Annotated in this window: 14 protein-coding genes; 3 read left to right on the forward strand and 11 right to left on the reverse strand. The window is 67.8% G+C overall.

All coding sequences use genetic code 11. The annotated features are described in order from the left end of the window. Nucleotides 1–399 precede the first annotated feature (399 nt). On the forward strand, nt 400–1212 hold the full coding sequence (locus VGI12_18515) for a phosphatase PAP2 family protein (protein HEY2434671.1): 813 nt from the start codon (nt 400–402) through the stop codon (nt 1210–1212). A 32-nt stretch (nt 1213–1244) separates the two neighbouring features. On the opposite strand, the gene VGI12_18520 is transcribed toward VGI12_18515, so the two are convergent. The 4 genes from VGI12_18520 to VGI12_18535 all read right to left on the reverse strand — a co-directional run bounded on the left by VGI12_18520 (nt 1245) and on the right by VGI12_18535 (nt 4635). Then, complete coding sequence (locus tag VGI12_18520) at nt 1245–1712, reverse strand: SRPBCC domain-containing protein (GenBank protein ID HEY2434672.1); 468 nt, start codon at nt 1710–1712, stop codon at nt 1245–1247. 54 nt (nt 1713–1766) lie between these two features. Beyond that, the gene (locus tag VGI12_18525; GenBank protein ID HEY2434673.1) at nt 1767–2141 is read right to left on the reverse strand and encodes a response regulator; all 375 of its coding nucleotides are present in this window, start codon (nt 2139–2141) and stop codon (nt 1767–1769) included. Between the two features lie 227 nt (nt 2142–2368). Further along, complete coding sequence (locus VGI12_18530) at nt 2369–3919, reverse strand: S53 family peptidase (protein HEY2434674.1); 1551 nt, start codon at nt 3917–3919, stop codon at nt 2369–2371. Nucleotides 3920–3945: 26 nt separating this feature from the next. Then, on the reverse strand, nt 3946–4635 hold the full coding sequence (locus tag VGI12_18535; protein ID HEY2434675.1) for a PEP-CTERM sorting domain-containing protein: 690 nt from the start codon (nt 4633–4635) through the stop codon (nt 3946–3948). A gap of 496 nt (nt 4636–5131) precedes the next feature. Here VGI12_18535 and asnB point away from each other — a divergent pair, with 496 nt between their 5' ends. Continuing rightward, entirely contained in the window at nt 5132–6946 is a 1815-nt protein-coding gene (gene asnB, locus VGI12_18540; GenBank protein ID HEY2434676.1) for an asparagine synthase (glutamine-hydrolyzing), read from the forward strand. A 76-nt stretch (nt 6947–7022) separates the two neighbouring features. Here the strand turns inward: asnB and VGI12_18545 are convergent, their stop codons facing one another. From VGI12_18545 to VGI12_18555, 3 genes are all read right to left on the reverse strand, one after another. Next, nucleotides 7023–7814 (reverse strand): hypothetical protein, encoded by a 792-nt coding sequence (locus tag VGI12_18545; GenBank protein HEY2434677.1) that lies wholly within the window; start codon nt 7812–7814, stop codon nt 7023–7025. 34 nt (nt 7815–7848) lie between these two features. Continuing rightward, nucleotides 7849–9327: a hypothetical protein gene (locus VGI12_18550; GenBank protein HEY2434678.1), complete on the reverse strand. Its 1479-nt coding sequence runs from the start codon at nt 9325–9327 to the stop codon at nt 7849–7851. A 555-nt stretch (nt 9328–9882) separates the two neighbouring features. Next, nucleotides 9883–12870 carry a glycosyl hydrolase 115 family protein gene (locus VGI12_18555; protein HEY2434679.1) on the reverse strand — a complete coding sequence of 996 codons (2988 nt, stop codon included), beginning with the start codon at nt 12868–12870 and terminating at the stop codon, nt 9883–9885. A 68-nt stretch (nt 12871–12938) separates the two neighbouring features. Here VGI12_18555 and VGI12_18560 point away from each other — a divergent pair, with 68 nt between their 5' ends. After that, nucleotides 12939–13784, forward strand: coding sequence for a VWA domain-containing protein (locus VGI12_18560; GenBank protein HEY2434680.1), 846 nt, complete (start codon nt 12939–12941; stop codon nt 13782–13784). Between the two features lie 13 nt (nt 13785–13797). Here the strand turns inward: VGI12_18560 and katG are convergent, their stop codons facing one another. Genes katG through VGI12_18580 form a run of 4 tightly spaced genes read right to left on the reverse strand, consistent with a single transcriptional unit; the run spans nt 13798 to nt 19568 of the window. After that, on the reverse strand, nt 13798–16011 hold the full coding sequence (katG, locus tag VGI12_18565) for a catalase/peroxidase HPI (GenBank protein HEY2434681.1): 2214 nt from the start codon (nt 16009–16011) through the stop codon (nt 13798–13800). Nucleotides 16012–16024: 13 nt separating this feature from the next. After that, nucleotides 16025–16489: a Fur family transcriptional regulator gene (locus tag VGI12_18570; protein ID HEY2434682.1), complete on the reverse strand. Its 465-nt coding sequence runs from the start codon at nt 16487–16489 to the stop codon at nt 16025–16027. Nucleotides 16490–16543: 54 nt separating this feature from the next. Further along, entirely contained in the window at nt 16544–19243 is a 2700-nt protein-coding gene (locus VGI12_18575) for an ABC transporter permease (protein HEY2434683.1), read from the reverse strand. Beyond that, complete coding sequence (locus VGI12_18580; GenBank protein HEY2434684.1) at nt 19236–19568, reverse strand: PadR family transcriptional regulator; 333 nt, start codon at nt 19566–19568, stop codon at nt 19236–19238. Before VGI12_18580 ends, VGI12_18575 begins: the two co-directional genes overlap by 8 nt. Between the last annotated feature and the right edge of the window lie 5 nt (nt 19569–19573).

Consider the following 19573-nt stretch of genomic DNA (forward strand, 5'->3'; position numbering starts at 1 on the left):
TGGACTTCACCATGCGGGGACTATGGCATAGCGGACATGACCGCCAGATGACGCCGGGACCGCGCGACAGGCATCCGGGCCGGATCGATCGCAGACTGCCGCCCTTGTCGATAGATCGCAGGAAATAGCTTGGCGTCCAGCGCCCCGCCAGTGTCACTCTGCGCTCCCGCCGGGCAGAAGTTCATCCAGACTTCATCTGGCGGCTGATATCCTGCCCAAGACCGCGCTCTGGGGGCGACAGCGCTACCCTGCGCGACTGGAGATCAGCAGGCCCGCGAACTGGCAGGCAGGCCTCCTTCGATCTCGATGCGGCCGGGAAGCCGGTGGCAAAATAGTCCCGCCGTCTCGTCGGCGTGGGGAGGCCGTATGCGGGTGTCGAAGATCGTGATGATGCTGGGCATGGCAGTCCTGGCTAGCGCGCTGCCATCGGTCGCCCGGGCCCAGGAACTGGCGCCCGCTGCCGACGCAAGTTCTGCCCTGGCCGCCGATCTCGCGGCTGCGCTGCCCGTCTTCACGGATCAGCAGCCGGCCCCTCCGGAGCCGACCCCACGGCATACCGGCATCCATGCGATGTTCAAGCAGCTCGGCCAGGACTTCAAGTACCTGCCGTCCAAGGAAAACGCCCTGTGGGCGGCTGCGGGCGGAGGCCTGGCCCTCGCGGTTCATCCCGCCGACGACAACGTCAACGCCTATTTTCTCGATGCCAGCAGCGGCGTGAAGAACTTCTTCAAGCCGGGCGCCGTGCTCGGGCAGTCCTATACGTTGTTTGCGGCAGCGACGACCGTCTACATCGTCGGCCGAGCCAAGGACAAGCCGCGCGTCTCGCACGCCGGCATGGATCTGATTCGCGCGGTGATCGTGTCGGAGGCGATGGTCGAGACACTGAAGTACACCACCCGCCGTGAGCGGCCGGATGGCAGCGGCAAGAGCTCGTTTCCGTCAGGACATGCGGCCGACACTTTCGCGTTTGCCACGGCCCTCGAGCGCCATCTGAACTGGAAACTCTTCGTGCCGGCTTACGTCTTCTCGTCGTACGTGGCGATGTCGCGTTTGCCGGCCAACCGTCATTGGTTGAGTGACGTCGTCTTTGGATCGACCGTCGGCATCATCTCGGGCAGGACGGTAACGGGACACGAGTTGAACAAATATCACGTTCAGCTGGTTCCCGTTCCGGGCGGCATTGTCGTGAGCTACGCGCACCATGCCTACTAGGGCTACGCCCGCAAGCGTGACCGAACTGCCCGTCAGTGCGGTCGAAATGTCTTCCCCGTCTCCAGGAGCGTCTTCAATCGGGAAAGAATCCGAGGCCAGCCGTCTGCGTTCTGCGTATACGCGGGATCGTCATCCGCCCACTCATCGTTCGTCACCACAACCTTGACGGCCTCGGTCTCCGGAGTCAGCTCCACCTTCACCCGCGACATCACTGTGCCCTCGCCCATCCCGAACTTGTACTCGAGCAGCCGCGGTGCCTCGACCGTCAGGATCTTCCCCGTTACATAGCGCGTCGGCTTGCCATCTTTCCCCGGTCCCGACCAACTCATTGCTCCGCCGGGCTTGAGATCCACGTCGAACTCCGCTCCCATGAAAATCGTGCGGTTCGCTTCCTTCGACACAAATCCGTCCCACACCTTCTCGATCGGGGCCGCCATGTAGAAAACAAAACTGAGGGGTGCCTTCGCCATCTCAATCCTCCAGGTTTCGAAGATCACCACGCAGCATGAGTGGTGCACCACGTTCGAGGCCGCCGGGTGGGGCCAGGACGAGATCTACTGGACTGACAACATCTGCTGAATCACCGGGGTGAGTGCTTCAGCGTTCAGCGGCTTGTGCAAGACGGTGAGCGGCATCAGGTGCTGCAACTCACGTAGGCTTGTTGCGGTACCGGTAATCACCACGACAGGCACACTGCGCAATCGTTCGGTGGAACGCATCGACGCGAGCACTTCGACGCCGTTCGTCCAAGGGAGCACCAGATCCAGGACCACGAGAGAGGGTGTTACGCGATTCAGGATCTGGAGTGCCTCGGCACCGTGTGCAGCGGTGATGACCTGATAGCCATCGAAGACAAGCACGTGTTCCAGAAGGCGACGAAGGTCGTCATCGTCTTCAACCACGACCAGGGTTTCCTTTGCCGTGGGCATTTGTTCACCCAGTGTATCGGCCGACATTCGTTTGTTCGTCAAGAATCCGAAGCTCAACCGTCGTATTCATGAAGCTGTAATTCTCGTCAGGCGGAAGACGTCGTCTGGGACTCTGGTACCGCCTTGACGTCGCGCGCATGTGCGACGACGTGGCCACGCTTCGTGATGACATCGCGCGTGTCGTGCAGTGCGGGAGATTGATCCCGACTGAACCGGTAGTTACTGTGTCAGGTTGCCGGGCTCCCCAGGGTCGCCAGCAGAACGCCGTTGGGCGATCCCAGGCCGGTGCACGCGTCCCAGCCCGGCCCGGCGATGTACGCGCCATTCGTTCCCGATGTGATGTCGCGGAATCCCGCCGCCGCGGATTGGCCGTAGATCTGAGGATTGAGATAGCCGAGGGGCTTGCCGCGCTTTTGATTCAGCAGCGCCACGAGCGCGGCCCACAGCGGCGCGACGGCGCTGGTGCCGCCGTACACCGCGCTGTGCCCGTCGACCCGCACGTCGTAGCCGGTGGCAGGATCGGCGTTGCCCGACACATCCGGCACTCCGCGCCCCTGGAAGTGGGGGGCGTTCACGGATGCCGGGACATGCGCGCTCTGCTGGTACGATGGCAACGCGAACACTTCGCTGACGCCTCCGCCGCTCGCACCGCCTGACGCCCCGCCGTTCCAGACGACCTCGTGCTGAATCGTCGCACCCGAGCTTTCCAGCCGCGTTCCCCCGCACGCGAGGACGTGCGGGCTCGAGGCGGGAAAGTCGGCGTGGGCGCGGCCATCGGATACGGCATCGGCGGATCCATCGTCACCCGACGCGCAGCACACGGTGACGCCGAGTGCCGCGGCATCCTGAAACGCCTGGTCGTAGGCCTGCAGCGACTGAGATGTCCACGTCGATTCGGCGCCACCCCAGCTGATCGAGACGATCGTGGGCTTGCGGGTCCGATCGTGCACGGCGGTGGTTATGGCATCGAGAAATCCCTGATCGGTGTTGGGAGCAAAGTACACGGCGATCTGCGCGCCGGACGCGATCGCGCCGACGACTTCGATGTCCAGCAACACTTCACCGTCGGCGCTGTTGGGATCGCCGACCGGCCGGTTCCTGGCGCCGTCGACCGACACCGCGGACACGCGCGGCTGCTTCAGACCGAGGCCGGCGAAGTACGCCTGAAGATCGGCGGTCGCATAGCCGCCGCCCAGCTCGATGATCGCGACGGTCTGTCCGGCCCCCGTCACGTCGGTCGGAAAGTTATAGAGCTTCGCAACCGCGGGCGGCGAGTACGACGTATCCCCGGCGGCTCTCGGCGTGACCCTCCACAGCCGCCTGCAGCGAGTCTCGGCCTGCGGTCGATTGTCGAGTCCGAGGACCGCAACGACCATGTTCTGCAAGGATGCCGGTAGAAACAGCTCGCCCGTGCGCGCTCGATATGTGCCGTGTCGCCCCTGATAGAGCTTCAGTTGGGTACCGAACGCCTCGTTCATCGACGCGACCGATCCGGACAGCACGACCGCCCGACGGGCGAGATCAACCGAACCGATCGTCAGATCGTACTGTTCGGCAAATGCTTCGAGGGCGGCGACGTCCTTCGGATCGGCGCCGAACCGAGCGGCGAACTCGTCACGGCTGATTGGCGACGACTCCTGACGAAGATCGAGAGCGGCCCGGCGCCGGAGGACAACGGTCACTTCGATCGTGTCTGTTGCGCTCGGCGCTCCGACGATGTTCGCGTCGGGGGGCGGCTGGCGATGACTTCCCGAAAGCGCAAAGCGTTGAACGGCCATGCTCCTCCTTCGCCAGGCTCCGCCCTTTACGAAGCTGGCTTCACCCCCGATTGTGTGGCCGCGGTGCGGCGCCGCGCAAACAGGAAGGCCGCGCCGCTCCCGAGCAGCAGCAGCGATGCCGGCTCAGGGGTCAGCGCCGGTGGGACGTCGCTGAACTCCAGGCGGAAGTCCTCGACTCCATTGGCGGCGCCTCCCGGCAGCGTGCTGATCGCGGCCATCGAGATAAGGAAATCGTACCGGCCCGGTTGCAGTGTGCCTGGCTGGTATCGGTCAATCGAGTCGCTGTCCCTGAGAGAAAAAATTGGCGTATCCGGAGCGTTGTCGTCGGTGATCGACGCCTGCCAGGAGGTGGTGTCACCGTCGTTCAGGCGGCTGCTCTCGAAGACACCGATAAAGACGTAGTTCTGCGGTTGGCTGAGATCCAGCGTCAGGCGGTAGTAGCTCTGGCCCGTGCCGTACGCACCCGGGGCCGTGACCTGTCCGGAGACCGATCCCTGCCCATAGAAGAATCGCTCGGCTTCCATGATCCTGCTCATTTGCGTCGCCGACCCGACGGCGCTCGGGTTGGGTTCGAGCGGAGGCACGGCGGTCTGCGCCATGCTATCGAGGTTGTTCTGGGCGATGTTCGTCAGGCCGCAGCAGGTGGCGGACGCCGCCGCCTGGACAAACCGGCTGGAGCTGACGACGGTGATGGGGTCGGCCACCGCCGGAGCCACTGCCGTGATCAGGAAAACGGCCGGGAGAAATCGGTAAGGGAGCGGCATACGGACCTCCAGCGACGCGCCCGGCGGGCAATCGCAGGGCGCCGGGTGAGCCGGAATGCAAGAGGTCGGACGTCAGCCGTTCACCACGTGGTATCGAATTCGGCCGTCAGGTGCTGCCGCAGGAATCGCAGTGTCAGGCGCACGATGTCGCGCGACGTGCGGCTGTCGTCGAAGAGATCGAAGGCGTGCGTACCCTCTCTCGCGTCCGCACTCGAGCGTCGCCAGTGTGATTCTCCTTGCGGGCCTTGTATCAAGTGGGGATACTTGAGACCTGCTTGCCGGCAAGCGGCGCGCTTGCAAGGCCATGAAACGTCCCGATCGCCCCCCAGACCCCCAGACCGATCCCGCGCGACATCGACGACAGGTCCACCATGCCGCTCGGCGCCGAATTCGTAGCTGTCCTTCGTCACTCCGACGGCGTTGGCGCGATGCTGATCAGGCCTGACTGATGTGCGGCATCGTCGGATTCCTCAACCTGGATGGCGCGCCGGTCGACGCCGGCGTGCTTGGCGCGATGACGGACCTGCTTCGTCATCGCGGCCCCGACGACCGAGGCACCTGCTTCCTGTCGCTACGCGGCGGCGCCCCCGACCTCGCGCTCGGTGTTCAGCGACTGGCCGTTCTCGACCGGTCGGCGCGCGGGCATCAGCCCATGCTGAGCACAATGAGCGGCGACGGCGCCACGGCGCTGCTCTTCAACGGCGAAGTCTACGATGCGCCCGAGCACCGCTCGGCACTCGAGCGCGACGGCTGTCGATTCCGCACCGGCACGGACACCGAAGTGGTCCTCGCGCTCTACGAGCGAGACGGCGTGGAGCGGATGCTCGAACAGCTGGACGGGATGTTCGCCATGGCGATCGCCGACACGCGCCGCGGCGCGGTCCATCTGGTCCGCGATCGCCTCGGCATCAAGCCGCTGTACTGGTCGCGGCAGGGTTCGACCGTACTCTTCGCGTCGGAAGCGAAGGCGTTCCTCGCGCACCCGTCGTTTCGCGCGGCGATCGACCCGGCCCAGGTCGATGAAGTCCTGGCATTCCGCTCGATTGCCGGCGAGGCGTCGCTCCTCGAGGGGGTGCGCCTCGTCAGGCCAGGCCATCGCCTGACGATCACGCCGGAAAGCTGCACGGACACCTGCTACTGGAGCGTCCCCGACTACGGAGAGAAAACGCACCTGTCGCGGAGCGAAGCGATCGAGGGTTTCGGCCGTCTGCTCGGCCGAAGCGTCGGCATGCAGCTGCGGGGCGACGTGACGGTTGGCTGTCAGTTATCCGGAGGCGTCGACTCGTCGCTTGTCACCGTCCTGGCGCGCGCGCATCACCCTGATCCGGATCTACATGCGTTCTCGATAGTCTTCGACCACACGCCGTTCTCGGAAGAGCCGTGGATCGTCACGGCCGCCACCGCCGCTGGCGCCATCAGCCATCGATTCGTGTTCGACGCCGCCGCCTTCATTGGCGCGCTCGATGCCGCGAGCTGGCACCTCGATCAGCCGATCGGGCATCCGAACTCGATGGCCCTCTGGCTGCTGGCCCAGCGCGCGCGCGAGCATGCCACGGTGCTGCTCAGCGGGGAAGGGGCCGACGAACTCTTCGGCGGCTACGCTCGCGCGCTCGACGCGCACGCGCCCGCAGGCTCCGGCCGGCCAGGCGCGACCGACCCGATCGACGCTTTCATCCGTGCGTCGCAGTTCCATTCCGAAACCCGCCTGATGCGGCTGCGCCGCGGCGCGGACCTGCGGCCGGCGATCGAGAAGCGGCGCGCGCTCTTCCGCGAAGGGCATGCCGACCATCTGTCGAACTGTCTGAAGTACGACATGCAGACGCATCTGGTCGACGTGCTCATGCGCCAGGACAAGATGACGATGGCCCACGGCGTGGAGAACCGTGTGCCGTTTCTCGACCGCCACGTGGTCGACTTCGCCCGTTCCCTGCCGGAGGAGCACCTGGTCGGACCGCTGTTGCCAGGCGGCGCGCCGTGCGCGAAGGTCGTAGTCAAAGCGCTCGCGCAGCGCCATTTCGACGCGGGTTTCGTCCACCGCCGCAAGCGTGGCTTCAATCTGCCCCTCTCGCAGTACTTCCGCAGTCGTCCGTTCGAGGCGCTGATGGAGGATCGCCTGTTGCCCGGCATGGCCGCGCGCGGGCTCGTGGACGTCGCCGTCGTCCGCCGCTGGTGGCGCCGCGCCCTGTCGGCGCCGTCCACGACCGAAGGGTTCTGGATCACGATCGCGCTCGAGTTGTGGGCGCAGCAGTTCATCGATCGTTGATGCGCGGGGAAAACCTTGCGCTGATGTGCAAGGGGCACGGGAACCGGACTGAAGCGCGGAACCGCCGTTCGAACCGTCAGCGCAGCTCACCTGCCGCATTGGTGAGGACGACGTTCGAGAGCACGGCGGTGTCGAGCGTGACCGGCTGATGCGAGCAGAACCCGATGCCGACATAGAACGGCCCGTCGAGATGCAGCGTCACGAACGGACCGATCGGGTGCAGCGGTTCACCCTCGAGGCTGACGAACAAGGCGAACGCATCGCCTCGCTTCTCGATGCCAATGCGCCGGGCCGTGATCGTCACCAGGCTGTCGGGGCTGGCACCTCCGGGCCGGCCGCGGCCGCCGATCCGGTACTCCGTGTCGGTGATACGCCGATTCTTCTCGGCCCGCAGGCCGAGCTGGATCATCCCCGCGCCGTGCAGCGCCGCGAGCGCCTCCTTCGAGTCGTCGTCGAGATCCTGGCGGATGACGAGCACGGTTTTGCGGTCGCCGTAGCCGTTTGGATCCGGGTAGGCGATATCGGCCGCCAGCGAGAGGTCGCCCGACATCCGTTTCCACAGAAACCGGAACTCGTCGCGCGTGTACCAGACGTTGTAGCCCGCCGAGCTGATGGTGTAGCGCTTCGCCGCCGCGTCGTAGCCGGCGCTACCGGCCACGAGTGCACTGCCGACATCCGACTGGCCGTCGAAAATACCGATCGGCATCGCGCTGGTCGTCGTCGGGCGGTGGAACTCGGGCGGCGGCGCCACCTGCTTGTGAGTGTCGGAGCCGGGCAGCGCCCAGTCGGGCACCTCGGGCTTCTGCGCGGCGACCTGCGAGGACGCGCCAACCAACAGCGCCAGAGCCGCGAGCCGGATCAGTGACATGGCGCCCGATGGTAGCCCAGGACGCCGCAACGCGTCAGGGCTGGCGCGTCTTGCTCGCGAGACGCAGGAACGTGACGCCGCGGACGCGTCCCTCCGGGGTCACCTCGAGCGCCGGGTCCGAGAGCGGGTGGAACCGCCGGTCGAAATCCTCGTACTCATCGCCGGGTTCGAGTGCGACATACGGAACATAGCCGGCGCGCTCGAGAGCGCTGACTGTGTCGACCAGCCGGCCATCTGGCAGCAGTTCCGCCCGCACGGTCGGTCGGTCCGCATAGATCCGGAGGCTGCCGCTGTGGAGCGACGCGAACGCGACCGCGCGCGGCGGCGAATGCGCGCGGAACCACTCGCCCACCAGACGGTAGCGCTGCTCCTGGACCGCCACGTCGAAGACACGGTGGCGATCGAGGAACACGTACGATCCCCCCGCGAGCAGGACGATCGCGATCGTGGCGGCCACGTACCCGCCGGCAGCCTGTCCGACAGCGCGGCCGATCGTGACGATCCCGCCCGCGCAGACGATGAACACGAACGGCAGGCCCGGCAGGAGGAAGCGCAGGATTTCCCAGTCCTCGAAGGGCGGCGCGTAAATCAGATACGGCGCGCTGACGGCCAGGAGCACGGCGCCCGCCCGCCACGCGAGGCGCGGCTGGGCCACCGCGCCGACGCCGAACAACGCCGGCATCGCAGGCGTGCAGACGAGCAGCAGCCAGCCGCCGTAGAACCGAAGATTGTGGGGGAGCGCCGCCGGCACGAACAGCTGCCCGGCCGTGCCGTAGCCGCTCAACAGCGCATTTCCGAAGAGATGCCGCTGCAGCGCGAGGAACAGCACGGTCGTCATCGCGACGATGGCCGCGAACGTCGCGGCCTGACGCCGCGTTTCCCACCGTGTCGTCGCCCCGAGCGCCAGCGCCGCCAGCAGCAGCGGCGGCCTGGTGAGGATCGCCATGCCGGCGGCCAGCGCGCCAATAGCCGCGCGCGGCCGCTCGCGCCAGAGCCACGTTCCCGACAGCACGATCCAGAACGCGGCCGGCACGTCGCTCATCGGCTGAAGCGCCATGTCCACGAAGATCGGCGTGACGGCGGTGATCGCCGCGGCAAGCCCCGCCGTCACGGGATCCACGGTGCGGCGAGCCAGCACAAACACGAGCGCCACCGTCGCGACAGCAAGCGCCGGCGCCACGACGAATGGGCCCCCGCCTCCCAGCGCCAGCGCGATCGCCATCACAAGCGGCAGACCGGGAGGGAAGCGCGGCGAGATGACGTACGGCGTGGCGCCCGCCACGAAACCGAGCGGCGCTACCGCAGCCGTGGCGTTGGGAAACGGCAGCACCCGCGCCACCGGCTCGTACTTCGTCAGATGTCCGGACAGGAGCAGCTTCGCCGAGCCCACATACCCGGCACTGTCGAGTCCGCCGCAGGCCGTGACTACGTGCCTCACCACGAGACGCAGGTCGGCCACGAGGATGGCGGCAATCGCCAGCCAGAAGCAGACGACGGCAGCACTGGGACGCACGGGCATGATGTCGGCTAGGTGCCGCATCATACGCCAGGGCCGGAAGATACCGACTGCGCATGCCTACTTGAAGGCGGACGCGGGGGGCGCCATCCTCCTTGCGCCCGGCAGGCCTCACGTCCGCCTGTCGAACCGCCGATAGGCCGAAAGGAGGAAGAAGCCGCGTCCTGGAGGTCAACGATGACGAACAGTAGTCTCGAACGCCGCCTGTCGGACCGTCGTCACTCGTGCGGAGGCGGACGCCGCGCGACCGATGCCGCGCGACGCTCAACGGATCAGCCGGCCTGTCCGGCGTGCGGCGGATCGGGCGCTGCCACGATGGCCGGCGAGTCCCCCGGAGGCTGGTGGTTCGTCTGCCTCCGCTGCGACGCCCTCTGGGATCAGCGTCAGCTGACCCGCGGGGAATCTGCCGACGTCATCACGACAGATCCTGGCGAGCCGATCGAGCGCATGAGTCGCGTGCCCGTCTGGCGGCGTCTGACCCGATTCACGCATCATCGGCCAGCCACGCCCTGACGCGCACGGAGGAGCGGGCGAGCTCGCGGTGGGCGCGGCCTACGGTCGCGACTTCCCTCTCGTGCTCTCCTCCGGCCCCAGGTAGCTCTGACGCAGCGGCGCGTCGCTGGTGTTGACGACGATCTTCTCGAGAACGACCGCAGGATCGATCATCCAGACCTTCAGCGTGTGATAGCCCGCCGCGGCGATCGTGTGAGTCGTCGACACCAGGCGCGCGTTGTTGCGAACCGTCTCCTCCCAGTCGCGATTCCCGTTCTGCGCGTTGTAGCCCTGCGGCACGGCGGTCACGACCTGCGGCGGCTCGTCGTCGAACGACACGGCCAGCCGCACGCTGCGATCGGGCGCGAAGTTCAGGCCAGGCCCGAGCGTCAACGCCGCCGTCACCGAGCCTGGGGTGAAGAGGTACATCCGGTACTCCAGGCGAGGCGTCTCGAGGCCAAGCTCCGGCGTCCTGTCGGTGGCCGGCGCCCGCGCCGGCGGCACCGGCGCCGCCGCCCGCATGGCCGACAGGGTGCGGCCATAGTTCTCGGCCAGCGACCAGCGTCGATCGCCGGCGTCGATCTTGTGGGTGTAGTGCGCGGCCTCGATCGACACGTATCCGGCTCCCTCGGCCGCGCCTTCCAGCGACTCGCGCGTGATTCCCGCGGGCTGGCGGGCCGACACCGCGACGACGACCTCCGCATCCGCGCCGCGGAGCGTGATCGTGCCCTCGGCATCGCCGGCCGGCGCCCGCGCCCAGTCGATCGACACGTCGATCCGCAGGTCGTCGCCGAGCTGGCCAGAGGTGCGGCTCACCGTGATCCACGGCGCGCTCGCCTTCGCGGTGAACGCAAACGGCGTGCGGCCGCGTTTGAAGACATCGATGAAACTCACCTGCCGGTTCAATGAGTCGAAGCGAGGCAGCCGTGCCGGCGGAGCGTCGCCCGCGGGCCACGCGACCGTCGATCCCTCGATCGCCACGCCGAGCCTGGCCTCGGCCGGTACATCGGGCGTTACCAGCTTGATCGCGTCGATCGTATTGGCGGGTGGATCGCGCCACGTGGTGTAGCCGATGTGCGGCTGATCCATGAAGTGATCCCACTTGCCGCCGGCGAAGTCCTTGTTGAACTGCGTCATCAGATCCGTGTCGGCCTTGAACAGCGCCCGGGTCTTCTCCGCCCAGCCTCCGGCGCTGGCGCGCCCCTGCGATGCGTAGAGAGCGTTCTTCGCGGCGGCGACGTACATGGCGTTGAGATTGGCCGACGCCTTGACTGGAAAGAGCACCAGCTCGTAGAACGCGTCGCGCTTGGACTCCGGCAGCCTGGCCGCGACGGCTTCTGCCCTCCTGAGCACGGCGTCGTAGTCGGCGACGACACGGTCCGCTTCGCGGTAATTCACGACGCTGTAGGTCGCGGCGTCGAGCAGCTCGGGCTTGCGCCGCCCGTTGAAGCGCGTCCACGCTGTCATGATGTCGGCGATCTCGCCGGCCTGATCCGCCCCGAACTCGCGCGCCGCCCAGAGGCGGGTGAACTCGCCGGTGTTCTCCTCGGTCCACCGCGACGTGTCCCACGCCAGACTCAGGAAGTACTCCGTCGGAAACGCGTAGGCCTTGAAATGACCGACGTTGACGATCCAGATGCGGTCGGAGCCGTACTGCTTCGCGAGGCGCATCTGCTCGGCGATTTTTGGAATGGGATTGGTGTCGATCCACTGATAACTGCGCGGGCCGCCGTGGTAGTCGAAGTGGTAGTAGACGCCGGCGCCGCCCGGCCGCAGGCGCTCGGCCGGCGTCGGCAGCCGCCGGATGTTGCCCCAGTTGTCCTCGGCCCAAAGCAGCGTCACGTCATCGGGCACGCGCAGGCCGCGCTCGTAGTATTCCTGTACCTCCTTGTAGAGCGCCCACAGCTGCGGGATCCTCGTGACGTCCGGGTTGACCACCTCGGCGAGGATGCGCCGCTGTTCGGCGACGATCTTCTCGGTGAGCGCGACCCCTTCTTCGAGCGTCCGCACCATCGGCGTGTCGTTCTCGCCGCGCAGCCCGATGGTGTAGACATTCTCGAAGTCCTTGCGCGCCCGCACGCCCGTGCGCCAGAAGTCGTTCAGCACGTCAGCCTGCGTCGCGTAGTTCCAGTTGCCATACTGCGCGCGCTGGTGCCAGTCCCATTCCTTTTGTGCGCGCATCATCGGTTCCTGATGCGAGCTGCCCATGACGATGCCGTACTCGTCGGCGAGGCGGGCGTTGTCGGGATCGTCCTCGGCGAAGGCGTTGTTCCACATCGCCGGCCACAGGTAGTTGGCCTTGAGGCGCAGCAGCAGCTCGAACAGCCGCGCATAGAACTGACGGTTGAGGTTGGCGATCGTCCCCGGGCCGCCGCCTGGCGTGGGATGCTCGCCGAACTTCGCACGAACCCAGAAATCGAGATTGGGCTTCTCGTCGTTCAGGAAGATGCCGCGATACTTGACGCTCGGCTCTCCCTGGCGGTACGACCCGGGCTTCACGTAGAGTGCAGCTTTGTGCTCAGGCGCCACGTCGTCCCACCAGTACCAGGGCGATACGCCCATCTGCTCGGAGAGGTCGTAGACGCCGAAGATCGTGCCGCGCTTGTCGCTGCCGGCGATGACCAGCGCGGCCGGCACGCCGGCCAGCGGGTTCCTGACCGTCTGCAGGACGAACGATTCCCAGCGGCCGCGAACGTCCGAGACGTCGATGCGACCCTCGCGCGCCAGGCGGTCGATGAGCGGGCTGCGCCCGAGCGTCCCGACGATCACGACCCCGCCGCCGGCCGCAGCGGCATCGTGCACGATCGCCGGCGTCGTGCCTGTGACCCGTCCGACGTCGGCCTGCAGATCGCCGGCGGCGCGGACGACGCCAGGCCAGTCCGCCGCGTCGACCCAGATGGGTGTGGCGCTCCCCTTCTCCGCGAGAGTGAACGCGTCCGGCACAGGCGTGGTCGTGACGTAGGCAGGACGCCCGAGCGCGAAGGCAGGCCCCGCGCACGCGATCGTCACGCCGGTGATCAGGCCAACCGCTTTGAAAGTGGCTCGCATGGCACGTATTCTATGCGCGGCGAAACGGCCGCCGCGCCATGATGAACGTCGAAAACACGGAGGTCTCGATGAAACGGTTGCTGATGTCGGCGGTGATGTTCGCGGCGCTTGCCAGTCCGGCGATCGGGCGCGCCACGGGAGCGGCGGAAGTCGTGCGCACGGTGTACTTTTCGGCCGTTGACGGGAGCGGCAAGCCGGTGACGGATCTCGCCGCCGCCGACCTCGCCGTCAAGGAAAACGGGAAGGAGCGCGCCATTCGCAGCGTCCAGCCCGCGACGGGCCCGCTCCAGGTGTCGCTGCTGGTCGACGACGGCGGTTCTGGGGCGTTCCAGGGACCGGTCGCGCAGTTCCTCGAGACGATGCTCGGGCACGCCCAGGTCGCGATCCGCGTGTTCAACCCCCAGCCGTCGAAAGTGACGGACTTCACCGAAGACGTCAACGCGCTCAAGGCGGCGCTGAACGGCATCGGTCCGCGCGGCAAGGTGGCGACGACGGGCGAGCAGATGCCGGGTGCGATCGAGGAAGCCGCGCAGGAACTGCAGAAGCGCAACGCGGCGCGGCCGGCCATCGTGGTGGTGACGGTGGGCGGCGAGCAGGCGCAATCGGTGCAGGCCGAGCCGACGCTCAACGCGCTGAAGAACAGCGGCGCGAGCCTGAACGTCGTCTACCTCTCGGGCCTCGAGCTGGGACAGGTGCTCGGCGACGGGCCGAAGCGATCCGGCGGCCTCATCCAGCCGGTCGGCGGCAGCGTCGTGCCGGGCCCGGTACTGGCCAAGGTCGCGGACACGCTGCTGCACCAGTACGCGCTGACCTACACGCTGCCGGACGGCGTCAAGCCGAACGAGAAGCTTGCGCTGACCACCACTCGAAAGGGAGTGACGCTGGTCGCTCCCTCTCGAGTGCCGGACAAGTGACGGCGACGAGGCGCTAGACGGCGGCCGCCCCACGGCCGGCGCGCGCCGCGGGAGACGCCACGTCGAAGCGATCGAGGTTCATCACCTTGTTCCACGCAGCGACGAAGTCGTGCACGAACTTCTCCCTCGCATCGTCGCACGCATAGACCTCGGCGAGCGCGCGCAGCTCGGAGTTCGAGCCGAAGACGAGATCGACGCGGCTGGCGATCCACGTGCGGTCTCCCTTGGTGCGGCACCGACCCTCGAACTCGTGCGCCGCCGCCGACGTCGGTTTCCACTCCGTCCTCATGTCGATGAGATTGACGAAGAAGTCGTTGGTCAGCGTGCCAGGGTGGCTGGTGAAGGCGCCGTGGGTTGGCACGTCGGCGGCATTGAGCGCGCGCAGGCCGCCGACCAGCACGGTCATCTCCGGCGCGCTCAGCGTCAGACGGAAGGCGCGCTCGAGCAGCAGGTATTCGGCCGGCACGCGATGGCCGGCGCCTGCGTAGTTGCGGAAGCCGTCGGCGTCGGGCTCGAGCACGGCGAACGACTCCTCGTCGGTCTGCTCCTGCGTCGCATCGGTGCGTCCCGGCGTGAACGGCACGTCGACCTTCGATCCGGCGTCCTTCGCCGCTTGCTCGACGGCCGCACAGCCGCCGAGGACGATGAGGTCGGCGAGCGAGATCCTCGTGCCGTCCTGCTGCGCCTGGTTGAAGGCGCGCTGAATCCCCTCGAGGACAGTCAGCACCTTGGCCAGCTCGGACGGCTTGTTGACCTCCCAATCCTTCTGCGGCGCGAGCCGAATGCGGGCCCCGTTGGCGCCGCCGCGCTTGTCGGTGCCGCGGAACGTCGAGGCCGAGGCCCAGGCCGTCGTCACCAGCTGCGCGATCGACAGACCCGACCCGAGCAGCGTCGTCTTCAGCGCGGCGATGTCGGCGGCGTCGACCAGGGGATGATCGACCCGCGGCACCGGGTCCTGCCAGATCTGCGGCTCCTGCGGCACGAGCGGGCCGAGATAGCGCGAGATCGGACCCATGTCGCGATGCGTCAGCTTGAACCACGCCCTGGCGAAGGCGTCGGCGAACGCCTGCGGATCGGCGTAGAAGCGCCGCGAGATCTTCTCGTAGGCGGGATCGAAGCGCAGCGCCAGATCTGTCGTCAGCATGCCCGGCGCGCGCCGTTTCGACGGATCGTGCGCATCGGGAACGGTGCCGGCTCCAGCGGTGCCTTTCGGTGTCCACTGTTTCGCGCCCGCCGGGCTCTCGCACAACTCCCAGTCGTACTCGAAGAGATGCCTGAAGAAATCATTGCTCCATCGCGTCGGCACGGTCGTCCAGGTGACCTCGAGGCCGCTGGTGATGGCGTGCGCACCGTTGCCGGTCTCGTAGCTGCTCTTCCAGCCGAAGCCCTGCTCTTCGAGATTGCCGCCTTCCGGTTCCGGGCCGACGTGCGTCGCCGGACCCGCGCCATGGGTTTTGCCGAACGTGTGGCCGCCGGCGATCAGCGCCACCGTCTCTTCGTCGTTCATCGCCATACGCCGGAACGTCTCGCGGATGTCGCGGGCGGCCGCCTTCGGATCGGGATGGCCGTTCGGGCCTTCCGGGTTGACGTAGATGAGGCCCATCTGCACGGCGCCGAACGGATTGGCGAGCTGGCGATCCCCGCTGTAGCGCTCGTCGCCCAGCCACGTCGCCTCCGATCCCCAATTGACGTCTTCCGGCTCCCACTTGTCCTCGCGGCCGCCGGCAAAGCCGAAGGTCTTGAAACCCATCGACTCGAGCGCCACGTTGCCGGTCAGCACCATCAGATCCGCCCACGAGAGTTTGCGACCGTACTTCTGCTTCACCGGCCACAGCAGCCGGCGCGCCTTGTCGAGATTGGCGTTGTCGGGCCAGCTGCCGAGCGGCGCGAATCGCAGCATGCCGGATCCCGCGCCGCCGCGGCCGTCATGGATGCGATAGGTGCCGGCACTGTGCCAGGCCATGCGGATGAGCAAGGGCCCGTAGTGCCCGAAGTCGGCCGGCCACCAGGCCTGCGACGTGGTCATGACCTGCTCGATGTCTTTCTTGACGGCGCCGAGATCGAGCGTCGCGAATTCCTGGGCGTAGTTGAACGACACTCCCATCGGATCGCGTGACGGCGGATTCTGCTGCAGGACCTTCAGATCCAGCTGGTTGGGCCACCAGTCCTGATTCGCGCGGCCGGCGTGTGTCTTGCCCGAGAACGGGCACTGCGATTGCTGATCCATGCTGACGTGACCTCTATTTTTTCCTTGCTGTCGTGGTCTTGGTGGGGGCCGGCCGCGGCCGGCGGCGCCCGCGGCAATCCGGGCAGCGGCCCCAGTAGGCGATCTCCGCTTCGTCGATCTCGTAGCCCTTGTCGTGCACCGCGGTGAGACAGGGGGCGGAGCCGACCGCGCAGTCGACGTCGACGACGCGGCCGCAGACGCGGCAGATCAGATGATGGTGATTGTCGCCGACGCGATCCTCGAAGCGGGCCGGCGATCCGGCCGGCTGAATGCGACGGATCAGGCCTTCGGCGGCGAGCAGGGTCAGCGCGTCATAGACCGACTGGAGCGAGATCGCGCCGATCTCCCCCCTGACGATCCCTGCGACGCGATCGGCTGTGACGTGCGGGTGGCCCGAGACCGCGCGCAGCACGGCCAGGCGCTGCGCGGTGACCTGGATCCCGCGTTGACGAAGAAGCCCGGCGGCGCTGTCGGACACGACACCCAGGATATATCCAACCCTGGAATAAGTCCAAATCTTGAGTGCCTCCGCTCAGTCCGACTGCAGCGCGACGAGCGGATCGACGCGCAACGCCCGCCGCGCCGGCACGTAGCACGCCAGCGTCGCGATCGCCAGCAGCAGCGCGGCCGTGGCCGCATAGCTGATCGGGTCGGATGGCGTGACCTCGAACAACAGCGTGCGCAGCAACCGCGACAGGACGAACGCGCCGGCCACGCCGATCGCGACGCCGAGCAGCGCCAGTCGTACGCCGCCGCCGACAATCATCCGGACGACCTGGCCCGGGTCCGCCCCGATCGCCATGCGCAGGCCAATCTCGCGGGTCCGCCGACTCACGGAGTAGGCGACCACGCCGTAGAGCCCCACCGCCGCCAGGAACAGCGCAACGCCGGCGAACAGCGCCAGCAGCAGCATCGCAAAGCGCTGCGGCGCAATCGACTCGTTCACGATCACCCGCAGTGGCGTGATCGAATACGCCGCCAGCGCCGGGTCGATGTCGTGCAGAGTCCGCCGCACGCTCCCGGCGAGCGACGCCGGGTCGCCAGCGGCGCGCGCGACGACCCACACCGTCGAGAACGTGTCCTGCGCGATCGGCACGTACATCGTCGGCACCGGCGTCGCGTCGAGCCCGTCCGAGCGGACGTTGCCGGCAATCCCGACGATGGTGAAGAAGTCGGACACGCCGTTGCCAATGTGGAGCCCCTGCCCGATCGCGTTCTGGCTGGGGAAGTACTTGTCGGCGAAGGCGCGATCCACAATGGCGACGGGCTGGTTCTTCGGGCCGTCGGACGCCGCAAAACCGCGCCCCTTGACGAGCGGAACCCCGAGAACGTCCAAGTAGTGCGGACTGACCGCGCGGTAGTGCGCGGAGGGCCCCGCGCCGGGGCTGGCCGGCGCGCGGCCGCGGATGTCGAACGCCAGCTCGTACGATCCGCGCAGCGGCAGCGTCTGCACGAGGCCGACGCCGCGCACGTCGCCCTCCGCTTCGAGCCGGCCGGTGAGCGCGTCGTAGAACCCGGTCGTCCGCCCGGCCTCCGCGTACGCCTTCTGCGGCAGCGACACCTGGAACGCCAGCACGCCGTCAGGGTTGAAGCCGGGATCGACGCCGGTCAGGCGGTCGAAGCTGCGCAGCAGCAGCGCCGCGCCGGTGAGGAGGACGATCGACAGCGCCACTTCGGCGACCAGCAGCGTGCTCCGCACCCAGCGGGCCCCGCCGGTGCCCGAAGAACGGCCTCCTTCCTTCAGCACGCCCACGAGACCGCCGTGCGAGACCTGCCACGCGGGTGCCAGACCGAACAGCAGCCCCGTCACGATCGAGGCCGCGGCCGCGAAGACCAGCACGTCGGAATCGAGCGCCACGTCGGCGGCGCGCGGGATGCTCTTGGCGCCAAGCGACAGGATCGGCCCGAGCGCGGCATGCGCGAACGCGATCCCCAGCGCGCCGCCGGCCGCCGCGAGGACGAGGCTCTCGGCGAGCATCTGGCCGACCAGCCGCCGGGAGCTGGCGCCGAGCGCCGCCCGAATCGCCATCTCCTTCTCGCGCACCGACGCGCGCACGAGCAGCAGGTTCGCCACGTTGGCGCACGCGATCAGCACGACGAACCCGACCGCGGCAAAGAGCGTGAGCAGGGCCGGACGGATGGCGCCGACGACCTGGTCCTGCAGACTGACGACGACGGCCGACTCGCCGGCGCTGTTCTTCGGATACTCGACCGCCAGCCGTTGCGCCAGCGTCCGCATCTCGAGATCCGCCCGATCGAGCGTCACCCCGGCGCGAAGCCGGGCGACGACGCCGAGATAGTGCCCGCCGCGGGTCGCGTCGGCTGGATTGAGGTTGAGCGGACGCCAGAATGCCGTGTCGCGTGCCGGATAGTAGAAGCCGGCCGGCATGACGCCGACCACGGTGACCGGCGCGCCGTTCATCGAGATGGACCGCCCGACGATGCCGGGGTCCCCGCCACAACGATCCAGCCACAACGCATGGCTCACGATGACGGTCGCGCCGGCGCCTGGCGCGTCGTCGGCGGCGGTGAACGGACGGCCGATCGCGGGCGCCACCCGCAGGACCGGGAACATGTCCCACGACACGAGCGCGCCGGGAATCCGCAGCGGGCCGTCCGCCCCCTGGAACGTCGCGCTGCTCGTCGAATAGGCAGCGATCCGATCGAAGACGGCGTTCTGTGCACGCCAGTCGAGAAAGTTCGCCGGCGCGACCGAGAAGCGGCCGAACTGCGGCACGATCTCATGCACGCGGACGAGTTCACTCGACTCCGGGTACGGCAGCGGCCGTAACAGCACGCCGTTGACGACGCTGAAGATCGCGGTCGTGGCGCCGATGCCGAGGGCCAGCGTCAGCACGGCGACGGCGGTGAACCCCGGCACGGCAACGAGCTGGCGGACGGCGTAGCGCAGATCACGCAACGTGTGGGCGACCATCAGGCTTCCTCCTGGAGCAGGCACGGGCCGGTTTTCGAGATCGCGGACGAGGCGGTCGACAGCCGGCCGCCGGTGGGGGCGGTCGAGCTGCTGCAGGTCGGCGGCGAGACGGGTCCAGTCGCCGACGTGCGCCACGACGCGGGCGTCGGCTTCCGGCTCGCTGGCGCCGCCGGCGAGGGCATCGCGATAGAGATCTTCGAGCTGCGCCGCGACTTCGCGGACGATGCGCAGCTCGCGCTCCGGCGCGAGGTCGGGCAGCGGGAGCCGCGCCCTGACGAAGCCGCGCCAGTCACGCATCGCCGAAGCCCATCACGTCGTCGACGGCGGCGACGTAGGTGCGCCAGGTGGCGCGCTGCTCGGCCAGGACGCGGCGGCCGGCGCGGGTCAGCCGGTAGAAGCAGCGGCCGCGCTCGCCCGCCTTCTCGACCCAGCGTCCTTTGATCCAGCCGCGATTCTCGAGGCGCAGGAGGGTCGGGTAGAGGGTGGGCAGCGCGAAGCTGAGGCGGCCGTGCGAGCGCGATTCGATCAACTTGCCGATCTCGTAGCCGTGGCGGGGCCGCGACTCGACCAGCGAGAGGACCAGCATCTCGATGCTGCCCTTCTTCAGTTCAGGGCTGAACACACTCT

The organism is Vicinamibacterales bacterium (assembly GCA_036496585.1).
In the GTDB taxonomy this organism is placed as follows: domain Bacteria; phylum Acidobacteriota; class Vicinamibacteria; order Vicinamibacterales; family 2-12-FULL-66-21; genus JAICSD01.